Source organism: Micromonospora sp. M51, from assembly GCF_018070305.1.
In the GTDB taxonomy this organism is placed as follows: domain Bacteria; phylum Actinomycetota; class Actinomycetes; order Mycobacteriales; family Micromonosporaceae; genus Micromonospora; species Micromonospora parva.
In genome coordinates, this window is sequence record NZ_JAGPXZ010000110.1 from 1 (window position 1) to 11,911 (window position 11,911).

An 11,911-nucleotide genomic window follows, 5' to 3' on the forward strand; every position below is an offset into this window, starting at 1 on the left:
CTCCCGGCGGTGCAGCGACTGAATGGAGGCGAAGACGTGCTTCCAGCCGTTCGGCTTCTCGCCCGCGACCAAAGTTTCGCCGAAGCTGCCGTCCCCCATGACCTGCCGGAACGTGGACAGGCTCTGCCGCAGGATCTGTTCCTGGTGAGCGACGAAGAGCAGCGAGTCTGCGCGGCCCGCCTTATGTAGCCGGCGGTAGTCGAGGGCAGCGACCACGGTCTTGCCCGTGCCGGTCGCCATCACCACCAAGTTGCGCCACCGTCCATGCACCAACCGCTCCGCGTCCAGGTCGGCAAGGATTTCCGCCTGGTACGGGTACGGGCGCACGTCCAGGTTCGAGATCTCGGTTGGTGCTTCGTCGCGGCGTTCTCCGGTGAGTGCCTGCCGCAGGCGTTCGGCGTCCCTGTCCGCGTCGTACGCCTCGAACGCCGGATCGTTCCAGTAGTCCTCGAACGTCGCCGTGAACGTGTCGATGACGTGTGGCTGCTCGATGTTCGAGATGCGGACGTTCCACTCCACGCCGTCCACCAGCGCGGTCTTCGACAGGTTCGACGAGCCGACGTACGCGGTGGTGGTGCCGTTGCTGCGGCGGAACAGCCACGCCTTGGCGTGCAGCCGGGTAGTCCTCGTCTCGTAGGACACCTTGACCTCAGCGCCGAGCTCTTTGAGCCGGTCAAGTGCCCGCTGATCGGTCGCGCCAAGGTAGGTCGTGGTGATGACGCGAACCTTGCCGCCCCGGGCGATCAGGTCGCGGATGGCGTGCTCGACGACGCGGAGGCCGTACCACTTGATGAACGCGCAGAGCAGGTCGACGCTCTCGGCCGACGCCATCTCGTGGTTGACCTCGTGGCCGATGCGGGGCTGGTGACGGCCGTTGACCAGCAGCGCGCCGGTGGAGAGGGGAGTGGTCGGGCGCTGCGGGAAGGTGGGTTCCGCGGGTGAGGTTGGTGGGGCGGCGATGGCGTGGAGCAGGTGCTTGGCGTCGGTGACCTGGTCCTGCTCCGTCGCTGCCTTCGGGCTCAGGGCGGCGATGGCGTCGGCGATCTGGTTCGCCATTGCGACCTGGTGGTGGAGCTTGTCGTCGCCGTTGGGGAGGGATTGGAGGGCGCGGGCGGCCAGGGTGGCGATGTGCCGGGCGAGGGTGTGGTGCGCGTCGGCGGGGTCGAGTTTGTGGTGCTGGATCAGGGCGGGATCGACGTGCTGGAGTTGGTTGGCCAGCTCGCGGGTGATGAGGTGCTCGTACACACCCCGCTCAAGATCCGTCATCCTGACAGCCAATCAGCCAAGGCGCGTCTGCAGCGATTGTCCTCGATGCTGGGGGCCATCACGTCGTGGCCAGCCTCGTACCGACCCATGCTGTCGGCAAAGAGTTTGCCCACGGCGAGCATGGTCGGCAAGTTCTCAATGTGAGTGAACTGCAGAATCCTGGTTTGGCTTGGCTGACCGGCTGGTCCAGGCATAAATCAGTCTAAGTCAGTTGGATCGATGCGAGCCTTAACTTCTGCATGCTCGGCCAGCAGGTAGAGCAGGTTTGAGCCGTCGATTAACTCTAATGGCTTGCCTGAAGCGAACTCGTATGAGGCGGGGCCATATCCGCTTGTTGTAACCAAAATTCCCTTAGACGCGCCTTCATTCTGAAGGGTTCCATATAGGTCACGTACAGAAGAAACGTCTACGGTGTTGCGGTAGCGCTTCGCCTGAATGACGACCTTGCCACCGAAAATGGGTCGAGGATCGAACGCCACGCAATCCACACCACCGTCCCGTGACGCACGCGCTTGTTTAGCGTCGAGGCCCATCTTGGCGAATAGGTTTTGGATAAGGCTCTCAAACTCGCCCGGCGTCAGCCTTAGAAGATTTGGTCGCTGGTCGAGGTCGGCCAGCACGTCGACCTCGTCAATGAACCGCTTGTCCACCATGTCGAACTCAAGCACCGGTCGAACTGGCGCAAGGGCCTCGGGACGCTTCGAAACCGACGCGTTCAGGTGTTGCAGACATGCGCCTGGATCGACGCTGCGCAGCGTCAGGGCGGTAAACACTTCGCGGGTCGTTCGGAGTGTCACAAGGCAGGGTTGAACAGCAGTACCAGTGCGCGGGTCGGTTGTGTCGACGATGCCGTTGAAGACCATTGTCTCTACCAGTCCGGCTCGGTCGGACTCGAAGAGTTCATGGATTGTCCGCAGAGTCACTTGGCTCACGATGCTTGCATAGCGTTCCCTTATTTCCTTTGCCGGGCGCGCCACGGTGCTGATCTCGTCACGGGTTTTGACGTAGCGGTACTCTCGCACAGCTGGAATCACGTCCAACGTCGGCAAGTGGTATTCCACCACGAGCTGCCGGGATTCGGGCACGTATGCCAGTCGGTAGTGCTGGGGAAAGTCGTCGGGGTAGACCGAGTTACCGAGCACCATCCCGAAGTAATCCACCACCGCAGCGGGGTCCCCGGCGGCCACTGCGCCTGCAAAGCGATCGACCTCGGCGTTGTGCGCCTTAATTTCGGCCTCGACTTTCGCCCGGTCTTGTTGGTATCCCTGATATGCGAGAGCTAACCGGCGCTGCCGTTCGGCCTCTGCGGCTGCGTGCTGTGCCTGCGCTTGCGCGAAGGCGTGGTGCGCTTGGGCGAGATGCTGCTGATACTTGGCCTGACCGCCGAATAGCTTCCCAATGCCGGATGGGGCAGGGGGTTCGAAACGTCGCCAATCCGGTGGTGACAGGGGAGTGCCGAGAGGCCCTGGTTGGAAGGGTGGGTGATTTACCGATTTGCGAAGGCGCCGAAAATCAATGTGATCGTCCACATCAAGCGTGGCCAGCAGCAAGCCATCGAGCTCCTCTATGCGCGCCTGTAGGTCCGAGTTGTTTGCCGCAACCTCGGCATTGCGCGCCTCCGCGTAGAGTCGCTTGCGCTCTCGTTCATTCGCGGCGGACGCGCGCTCTGCGGCCTTCCTGGCGCGATCTGCCTCACGGTGTAGGTGCTGATGATGCCGGTAGGCGGCGGCTTGAGCCTGCCTCTGGGCGCGCGCGTGGCGAGCTTGCGCCCGTTGCATTTCCTTGAGAATCCCCACGCCATTCCTAAGGTCGCGACGACTGCGGTTCGGACACCATAGCCAGTAACTCGGCGTCCCGACACCCGCTCTGCGGCTGTAATCAAAATTCTTGGACAGAACCTTACGTCCTGCCTTGTTCGTGTTCATTAACGTTCTTAGTGTCGGATCTCCGACAGATGCACCCGTGCGATGCGTGCCTGGCAACCCTAGTTGCTGCACTTGGCCGGCGTTCGGCTCGATGCGAGAGAGACCTGCCAGTGAAGTTGGGCAACGGGCAGCGTTAATGGCAGCCGTGGACCGATTGCTGGCTCACGCCGTGCCTGCACCCACAATCCCTGACCACCGCAGTCATCCACTTGAGTCGGTGCGGCTCCCTGTGGCGCTGCGAACCAAGACATCGAAGATTGGTCCGTCTTCCCAGCTCGGTTGCAGCTTGGTGATCTTGCCCCAGCCCCAGGAACGGTACGCGGTCTGCGCGGCGACATTGTCAGGACGGGCCAGGAGCGTCGTTCGGGACTCTGCTCGACTACCGATCAGGTCTTCATGCAGCACCCTTGCGATGCCCTGACGCCGCCAACCGGAGTGCACCAACAGCTCGCTGAGCGCGAAGGTGCGCTTCCCGTCCTCCTGGGTGAACCCGGGCGGCACGGGCTCGTGAATGCCTTCCCACCATCGCGTGTTTGGAGGTAGCGGGAACCCGTAGATGTATCCGACCAAAGCTCCTTCAACGGTTGCAGTGACGAGCTTCCACCCAGCTCGCTGCATGTGGAGGTCGAGTTGGTGCCGGTAACGCTCCTCACTGTAGAACTCGCCGCAGCCTGCATAGACCTCCAAGTAGAGGTCCACAAGTTGATCGGTGATTCCTTCAGCCTCGTCGGCGCTGTGATGGCGAAGTTGCAGACCTTTGATCACACGTTCACCGCCTGGTCGTATGCATCAACGAACTGACGGGTCGTCGTGGTCGCTTGCAGTGGCGCCGCCAAGCTCCCGCGCACCTGCGCGAGATGCTGACTTACCCGCTTCGAGTTGATCTGGCGCACAGCAGGCAGGACGTCCAGGGCGATACGTGCTGCCGCGTTGACGTCACCCTGCTGGTACGTCGCCTCCGAGAGTCGCACCGTGTAGTACACCTGGTTCCGCCGATGACTAGGTGAGGGGTTGGCAGTGATCGCGCGCAACGACTGGACAGCGCGTTCGGGTCTGCCGAGGGCAAGGTACGAGAGCCCTTCGATCCCGTTCAACTCTTGGGCGTTCACGAAGTGCACGAAACCCTGGTCATCCTCGTGAGGGCCACGATCCAACTCTCGGCGGGCCTTGGTCATCTCGCGACTGAATCCGCTGGCATCCCCGAGAACCGCGTATGCAGGTGCCCGTCGCAGGTGCAGCAACGTGGTGAGTCGAGGTGTGGCCCATCCGGCGGAGATTCGTAGGGCTGCTTCGGCGCAGTGCAGTGACTCGCCGGGCTGACTCTCGCGGATCAGCAGCGACAGGTGCGTGAGGGCACGCACCTCCACCTGTGGGTCGTCCGCGATTCGCGCACGAGTGATGGCCTCATGTAGGTACGGCCGCGCCTCAGACCGGCGATCAGCATCGATGGCGAGCCAGGCAGTCTCGATGGATAAATCAGCAAGGGCGCTTTGGAGCGCGTCACCGACCTCCCGGCTGTAGCTCGCCCGCGCTGCCCAGTCCGACAGCCTCGTGTGCGCTTGCATGGCGACGTCGCAGAGCAGGTCGGCCCCGACGGCCGCGTCGGCCCGCCGGAGATCCTCGACCAGGGAACTGGCGAGCCGTACCTGCTCCATGCCAATGCTTCCCGGAACCTCCACAGACGGCCCGGGGAGCAGGTACGTGTGACCAGCCGCAGCGAGTCCCGCGAGCGCGGCCAGTACGTTGAAGCGTCGACGGTCCGTAGCGCCACCCCCTTTGCTTGATGCCTGCCCCACGCTAACCGCCACGGCTGCAGGGTTGCCTCGCTCAACCACCTGATCATCGGGCGGCGCGCTGATTGCTTCGCCACCCATGGGGCTTGCATCGGGCCAGCAATCCTGACCAGGAAGACGGAACCAGAGGCTCCTTGCCGGCATCCCAAGGAGCTTCGCCCAGTGCACGAGTCGGTCCAGGTGCACGAGCGGTGGTCCGTTCTCCACCCGACTGAGCTGCGCCTGCGTGATCCCCAACCACCCGGCCACCACGGTCTGCGGCAACACGACCCGACCGTGGTACGGATGGCACCGGTACGCCCTGATCACCCGCCCCAGATGCCGCTCGGCGAGGGCATGTCGCACCGGCTCGTGCTCCCAGAAGCTCGCCGGCACCACCGGTGGCGTGCTCAACCGGTCCCGCTCGGCGGCCTGGCACGGCGTACACCGTCCGCTGTCGTTGTCCCGGGCCAGCCGTCCGCCGCACCGAGGGCAGTTCGCGTGGGTCACCGGCGGCTCCGTCCGTCTCGCCTCATCCGAGCCTATCCATTGAACACGCTGCGTAGTGCGCTGGTATACGCACGACGCATATCGTCAAAGGACCGCCAATAGGCGGCAACCGTTCAGGACGTGCGTGCCGTCCGCAGCGCGTCGATGACCACGCCCCAACGCCCCGGCCCGTTCATCGAGTCCAGCGGCTTGCCGTCGGCCACGACCACGCCGGCAGCACGCAGAACCTCCAGGTGACCGGAATAGGCCGGATGCGCCGCCAACTCCGCCTTGGTGTGCGGAAACGCGATGATCGGCAACCCCGCGCCCAGCGATTCGTTGAGGACGCCGAGCGCCAGCGTGTCGTTGATGCCCAGCGCCCATTTCGTCACCGTGTTGAACGTGACGGGCGCGGCCAGCACCACATCGGCCGGTGGGTGCGGCTCGGGGTCGCCGGGCATCCGCCACTCCACGCGTACCAGATAGCCGGTCTTGTCTTGCAGCGCCTGACGGTCGAGCCACGGCGCGGCGGTCGGGCTGACGATCATGCAGACCTGCCACCCGTCGGCGATCAGGAGGTCGACCAGCTCGTCGATGTGTTCGGCCGGGCCTGCGGCGCAGACGACCAGATACAGCACCGGGCGTTCCGTCATGCCCGCAGTCTGCCCGATTCGATCGTCGCGACGTCGACCGCATGCGGATCGCGCATGCCGTCGATGATCACTGTGACATGCCGTCGTACCTGGTCAGCCGGGACAGTCGTCGTATGGCCCGGGGCGGGTGCCTTGTCCCGGAGTTGCGCCGGCCCTCAACGGCGCAACTCCTCCCGCCCGCCCCGGTGCCATCCATGAAGCAACGTCTTGGAGCCGGCATGCCCACCGTGATCGACGACGACCCCGACCGCCCGAGTCTGGTCGCCGCCTGGGAGTCGGTCGACGTGCGGGCCGCCGCCGACTTCTGGTGCGCCCTCGAAGACCGGCGCCCCGGGCTGCTCCCGCACCGCGACGCGCCGCTGTTCTTCACCGCGTTGGGTCGTCTCCTGGTCGGCGGCGACGACCCGGCGAACCGGGCGGCGCTGCTCCTGGTGCTCGGCCGTGCGTACCGTCACTTCGACCTGCTCCCGCATGCCACCACCATCGGCGACGCGCTGATCGCCACCGTGGTCCGCCACGCGCAAACACTGTGGACGCCGCAGCTCGCCATCGCCGCCGGGCGCGCCCGGTGCCACGCCACGCACGCCATCCGCCGCGCCGCCGCGCAGGCCGGCGACGGCCCGGCCTGGTGGCACGTCCAGGTGATCGACCACGACCGGCCGTCTCCCGACATCGCCATCCTGACGGTACGTCCCTGGCGGCGGCTGCCCTTCCAGCCAGGTCAGGCGGTCCCGGTCTGCACCCCGCGCCTACCCGGTCACTGGCGCTGGCTCTCCCCGGCCAATGCCCCACGCGCGGACGGCACCGTCGAGCTGCACGTCCGCGCCGTACCCGCCGGCACCGTCTCCCATCGCCTGGTCCATCAGGTATGCCCCGGCGAGCTGCTCTGGTTCGGCCCACCCCTCGACACCGGGCTGAGCCTCGATCCGGCGAGCACGGGCGATCTGCTCCTCGTCGCCGGCGGCACCGGCCTGGCGCCGCTACGCGCCCTGGTCGAGCAGGTCGCCACCGCACCGGGCGGCCGGCGGGTGACGCTGATCGTCGGCGCGCGCACCTTCACCGATCTGTACGACTCGATCGCCCTCGACAAACTGCAATGCGCCCACGACTGGTTGACCATTGTGCCGGCCCTCTCCGAGGACCCCTGCGCGGAGCCGGCCGAGCGGGGCGACGCCTTGACCATCGCCCTCGAACACCACCAGCCCGGCCACGACAGCTACCTCTGCGGCCCACCCGCGATGGTGGCCAGTGCGCCGCCACGGCTGCTGGCCCTCGGCGTCCCTGCCTCCCGCATCCACCTGCCCAAGGGGTTCCCCCAACTGATGGCTTCGCCTTCTCATTGATCGATCGCCATGAGAGGCTTGAACGCCTGAGCGTGTTCGCCTCAGTGCGGGGGGTAAGCAGCGTGGAGGATGCTGACGGTCCGTCCCGGTGGTCGATCGAGAAGTTTGGGCTACCTCTGGCAAGCACTCTGCGCACTGCGATCCCGGCCGCCCTGCGCCGCGCGGTCGAACTCGCGCAGGATGCCCGCGATGCCTCGGAGTTGGACACCGATCATGCGTTCGGCCCGGTTCGGTGGAAGCAGCAGTACGAGGTGTTGCACGAGTATCTGCACGACCTCCCCGATGTGGTGGGCGTGCACCCACCGGGTGCCCAGGTGCGGGTCACCATTTGCAGGGGGCATCTTCTGCTGCCCTGGCGGTACGCGACGCGGAGCGACCTGGACATGCGCGACGCCCGCCCGGGGCGTGACCTCAACCGGCTGATCCGAGACCTGTTGATCCTCTTTGGGCCTGAGCCGAGCCATGAGGAGGTCACTCTGCCGCTGATGCCGCTCACCCCGGAGGAGGCCCGCGACCGCTCAGCTCTTCGGGAGGCCGTGGAGCAGTTGACCGACGAGCCGAGGGTGCTGCTCGTCGGGTTCGCCTGCAACTCCGACGAAGGTTTGCTCCGGGTCTCGTGGGGCGAGGCGGCTCTGCTCGGTGGCACCGAACTCAAATGGGGCCACGTCGAGGACCTGCCAGTCGCACGAGCACGGTGACGGCTTCGCGGGACCGCGAGAAATGTTTCAGGTCAGTAGCGTCTGGGCGTGTCCGACACTTCCTCCGACGATCCGCTGTCCGGCTTCAGCCCCGCGCGGCCCTACACACGGGACGCCGCCGGTGACGCTCCCCAAACGCCCGGTGTGCACGTGGTTGTCGAGAACGACGAGGTCGTTTACGTCGGTTCGACCGGGGATCTACGTCGACGTCTCCGCCAGCACCTGACCGGCAATCGGGGCTCATCGGTCCTGCACGACCAGGTCGGCCGGCTGCTCGACCAGCACGGTGCTCCGGCTGCGGCTGCTGACATCGCCAATTGGTTGGCTCATTGCGACCTCCGCTGGCTGCGGACCGACGATGCGCGGGGCGTGAAGGAGGCGCTGGTCGCGACCCTTGGGCCTCGATTCAACAGGCATGTGCCGTAGGAAGCGAGGTTGCCAGAGGTCTCCGCGCAGGTGTTGAACGTTGACGACCTGGCGAACTCCCCGGACGGCAGCAGGTCGATTGAGCCGGAGGCCGCGGCCGAGGGGCGGCGTAGGAGGCTGGCCGAGGTCACCGCGCGGCAGGGGCAGGCGGACTTTCGCCGCCGGCTCATGGAGGCGTACGGCAACCGCTGCGCGATCACCGGCTGTGATATCGAGGCCGCGCTCCAGGCTGCACACATCGACCCGTACGACGGGCCGGCCACCAACCAGGTCAACAACGGCCTCCTGCTCCGCGCTGACCTGCACAACCTGCTGGACCGAGGGTTGATCTGGATTGACGAGTCGTACGTCTTGCACGTCGTGGGAGGCACCGAGCACTACTCCGGCTACCACGGCCAGCGGATCCGCCTACCGAGGAGGATCGAAGACCTGCCAGACCCGGAAGCGCTGCTTCGGCACCGACGCCACGTGGCATGCATTCCTTGACGTCGTAGAACGCCAGAAGCCAGAGCCAGGGTGCGGGATGGTCGGGGGTAGTTCGCGGTAGAGCGTGATGCCTGTGAGGCATCAATATGACTCACAGGCATCACGCTCGTCAGGACAAGTCGGGCCGGACGCCCGTTCGCGCCGCGACCACCAGGCGCGCGGTCAGGAGTAGGTGTCGCCGAACTCGCGTACCCCGTCGACGTCCAGCGTGATCCGGTCGTTCTCGGTCCACTGGCCGGTGGCGGCGAGCCAGCTCGGGTCGTCGCGTTCGTCGATGGTGCTCCAGCTGTGCCGGTGGTGCCGTAGCTGGATCGGCCCGGTCGACTGGCCGGGCGCGAGCGTGCCGTCGGTGAAGGTCAGCTCCACCCAGCCGGGGACTGGCGTTCCGGGGACCGGGTAACTCGGCGGCGCCGGGGTCGTCATCCCGCTGGGCGGCCCGCCTGGCGGGATGAAGAACTGCACGGTCTGCCGGATCCGGTCACAGCCCAGTGCGGCCCAGTCGCAGTTCGGCACCAGCGAGGTGTTGGCGCCCTCGAAACGCAGGTGGTAACGCACCTGCACGGTGCTCAGGTCGAGTGGCCCGGTGCCGGTGTTGGTCACCTTCAGCAGGTGCTGGATCTGGTTGTTCGTCGGGGACCAGTCCAGGTTGAAGTAGCTGACCGTCGCGCGGCCCGCCGCGGTGCGCACTGTGGTGGTGGGCGAGGTGTCGGAGTAGCCGCCGAGTGCGCGGGCGGCAATCCCGATCCGGTACGTCGTGCCGGGCGCGAGGTCGGTCAGCGTGATCGTGGTGTCGGTGGTGGAGCCGAGGAAGCGGTACGTGTTCGGCCCGAGCGGCACCTGCACCTCGTAGTTGATCGGCTGCTCGTTGCCAGGCTCGACCCAGGCGGAGGGCGTCCAGCTGAGCGTGAGCTGATGCGGTTCGTTGGCCACCACCGTGGGTGCGCCGGGGGTGCTGATCGCCGGGCCGTCGGCCCGGGCGGCGTTGACGGCGAGCAGGCTCGCCAGCGTGGCTAGGGCGATGGTGGCGGTGACGCGGCGAGCAGGCATAGCCGAATGGTATGCATGCGCATCGATGGCCATCCATCGTCCGTCAGTTCAGTGCGCGCCGACGACGGGCCCAGTCCATTACGCGACGGGTCGGCTCGAAGATGATGCCCGCGCCACGCCGTAGAGACCGACCAGCCGATGCAGGCGCCCTGCGAACACGCGAGCGGCTGCACCGGCTGGGTGGTCGGCTCAGGAGCCGCCCTGGCGCTGGATCCGCCCGTCGCCCGAGACCTTGGCCCGGCCCAGGTCGCGTTCGGTGCCGGCCGGGCCGGTCGCGGTACGGCGGTGCCGTTGGTCGGGCGAGTGCTCCACGGGCGAGCCCTGGCGGCCCGGAGCGCCGCTGCCCGAATGCCGCCGGCCTCGTGCCGACTCGCCGCCGCTGTCGTGTTTGTTCTGCTTGTGGCTACCCATGGATCGCGCGTACCCGGTCCCTGTGCGGCTAGTCCTGAGCCCCCGTCAGCTCCAGCGGCCTCACGGGTTCCAGTAGACGAGGACTCTCGCCTGGTCGAAGCGTCGCTCCTTCAGGTCGGCACGCTGGATCACCCAGTGGATGCTCGCGCCGCCCTGTCTGCCTCCGTGGAATTCGGCCAGCACCACCCAGTCACCATGGTCGGGTGGCCCGCCACCGCGTACCCCTCCGTCGTGGCCGGACCGGCCCGAGGGGTTGGCGCCCAACCAGGCGGGGTTGAAGCCGTTGCATTCAGTGCCGTAGCCGCCCAACAGCAGCGGCGTCCAGCCTCCAGAGAACGGGCCGTCCGGCACCTTGCCCAGGACGTCCTTCCACAACTCGGTCATCTCTTCGAACGGGGGGTCTCCCGGCAGCGGCGGAGACCACGGGGGCCCCGGGATCGTCTTGACGTAGGGCAGCGAGATGTCGACGGTGAGGTGCAGATCGCCCGGTGGGATCTCGGCGTAGACCTCGGCGAACTCTTCGTCGTCCGGCGGAAAGTCAGGCGGGTACTGCTCTCGCTCCTCGACCGCCACGCCTGCCGGCACGTACATGACCTCGCCCCAGCCGCTTTCCTCGGGCCAGCCGAACAACAACAGTTGGCCGTCGGACGGTAGTGGAAGGTCGGTCACGTCTGCCGGAAGGGCAGCGCAGTCGATGGTGGCGATCAGGGGGAACTCGGGGTCCTCGGCGTCAGCCGGAAGCATCACGGGCCCACGGATGGCACCCACAACCGGCCCGTCACCCCCCTGTGTCAGAAAGGCAGACGGGCGGGCAAGCCCCAGCCAGCGCTCCACGTCGCCAGCGGCTATGCCGCGGCGCAGCGCCTCGGCGCGGACCTGATCGAGGATCTTCACGTTTCGGGGAAGCACGGGAGCACCGTAGGTCAACCATGCGACGTTCTCGATCCCGTCAGATGCTGGCTGCCCAAAGACAGGCGTGATACCGCGATTTGCTGTCGGCAGGCAACGGGTGGAAGCGGCCGACCATAGTGTCCGAACCACGGAGTTCTGCGAGCGCGCGATCTGGGGGGAGGCGACCATGCAGGCGACCGGGGGTGTGGTGTTACCGGGGGAGCGGGCTCCGGTCCGGGTCAACATGGACAGATGGCGGGCGGGGCTGCCCCCGGAGGCGTGGCCCGACACCCTGCCAGCTGGCGGGGAGCTCTGGCGGCGCGACGTCTTCGTAGTGGCCGACACGTACCGGGCGGGGTCCGCGAGCCCACGGCAACTACTGACCGCCGTGCTGGCCTGGGCTTACGGACCCCTCGGGTACGGCCCGTGGCGCGCCGCCAGGTCGCTCGACGCCGATCCGGGCGGCAAACGCCTGGCGTACGCGCTGGAGGAGGTTTCCACACC

13 protein-coding genes are annotated in these 11,911 nt (G+C 66.7%); 5 read left to right on the forward strand and 8 right to left on the reverse strand.

What is annotated here, in order from left to right:
- From KBX53_RS08845 to KBX53_RS08865, 5 genes are all read right to left on the reverse strand, one after another.
- A partial coding sequence (locus KBX53_RS08845) for a DEAD/DEAH box helicase family protein (RefSeq protein ID WP_210858527.1) occupies positions 1 to 1,266 on the reverse strand: 1,266 nt, incomplete at its 3' end.
- A 197-nt stretch (positions 1,267 to 1,463) separates the two neighbouring features.
- Positions 1,464 to 3,191 carry a restriction endonuclease gene (locus KBX53_RS08850; protein ID WP_247675330.1) on the reverse strand — a complete coding sequence of 576 codons (1,728 nt, stop codon included), beginning with the start codon at positions 3,189 to 3,191 and terminating at the stop codon, positions 1,464 to 1,466.
- A 201-nt stretch (positions 3,192 to 3,392) separates the two neighbouring features.
- Positions 3,393 to 3,956 (reverse strand): GNAT family N-acetyltransferase, encoded by a 564-nt coding sequence (locus tag KBX53_RS08855; RefSeq protein ID WP_030331414.1) that lies wholly within the window; start codon positions 3,954 to 3,956, stop codon positions 3,393 to 3,395.
- Positions 3,953 to 5,251, reverse strand: coding sequence for a hypothetical protein (locus KBX53_RS36240; protein ID WP_245233615.1), 1,299 nt, complete (start codon positions 5,249 to 5,251; stop codon positions 3,953 to 3,955). The genes KBX53_RS08855 and KBX53_RS36240 overlap by 4 nt, the downstream gene beginning before the upstream one ends.
- Before the next feature lie 335 nt (positions 5,252 to 5,586).
- A complete protein-coding gene (locus KBX53_RS08865; RefSeq protein WP_030331410.1) occupies positions 5,587 to 6,105 on the reverse strand; it encodes a flavoprotein in 519 nt (172 codons plus the stop codon).
- 218 nt (positions 6,106 to 6,323) lie between these two features.
- On the opposite strand from KBX53_RS08865, the gene KBX53_RS08870 reads away from it, so the two are divergent.
- The 4 genes from KBX53_RS08870 to KBX53_RS08885 are packed head-to-tail and all read left to right on the forward strand — an operon-like array spanning position 6,324 to position 9,058.
- Positions 6,324 to 7,448, forward strand: coding sequence for an FAD-binding oxidoreductase (locus KBX53_RS08870; RefSeq protein ID WP_210858528.1), 1,125 nt, complete (start codon positions 6,324 to 6,326; stop codon positions 7,446 to 7,448).
- Positions 7,445 to 8,146: a hypothetical protein gene (locus tag KBX53_RS08875; protein WP_210858529.1), complete on the forward strand. Its 702-nt coding sequence runs from the start codon at positions 7,445 to 7,447 to the stop codon at positions 8,144 to 8,146. The genes KBX53_RS08870 and KBX53_RS08875 overlap by 4 nt, the downstream gene beginning before the upstream one ends.
- 48 nt (positions 8,147 to 8,194) lie before the next feature.
- On the forward strand, positions 8,195 to 8,572 hold the full coding sequence (locus tag KBX53_RS08880; RefSeq protein WP_210858530.1) for a GIY-YIG nuclease family protein: 378 nt from the start codon (positions 8,195 to 8,197) through the stop codon (positions 8,570 to 8,572).
- Positions 8,573 to 8,581: 9 nt separating this feature from the next.
- Positions 8,582 to 9,058, forward strand: a complete 477-nt coding sequence (locus KBX53_RS08885) for an HNH endonuclease (RefSeq protein WP_210858531.1) — start codon at positions 8,582 to 8,584, stop codon at positions 9,056 to 9,058.
- A gap of 162 nt (positions 9,059 to 9,220) precedes the next feature.
- On the opposite strand, the gene KBX53_RS08890 is transcribed toward KBX53_RS08885, so the two are convergent.
- From KBX53_RS08890 to KBX53_RS08900, 3 genes are all read right to left on the reverse strand, one after another.
- The gene (locus tag KBX53_RS08890; RefSeq protein ID WP_247675331.1) at positions 9,221 to 10,105 is read right to left on the reverse strand and encodes a fibronectin type III domain-containing protein; all 885 of its coding nucleotides are present in this window, start codon (positions 10,103 to 10,105) and stop codon (positions 9,221 to 9,223) included.
- Between the two features lie 189 nt (positions 10,106 to 10,294).
- Positions 10,295 to 10,516: a hypothetical protein gene (locus KBX53_RS08895; protein WP_030331398.1), complete on the reverse strand. Its 222-nt coding sequence runs from the start codon at positions 10,514 to 10,516 to the stop codon at positions 10,295 to 10,297.
- A 60-nt stretch (positions 10,517 to 10,576) separates the two neighbouring features.
- On the reverse strand, positions 10,577 to 11,410 hold the full coding sequence (locus tag KBX53_RS08900; RefSeq protein ID WP_210858533.1) for a hypothetical protein: 834 nt from the start codon (positions 11,408 to 11,410) through the stop codon (positions 10,577 to 10,579).
- A 184-nt stretch (positions 11,411 to 11,594) separates the two neighbouring features.
- Between KBX53_RS08900 and KBX53_RS08905 the strand changes: the two genes are divergently transcribed.
- Positions 11,595 to 11,911, forward strand: a 317-nt coding sequence (locus KBX53_RS08905; protein ID WP_210858535.1) for a hypothetical protein, incomplete at its 3' end; no start/stop codon positions are given.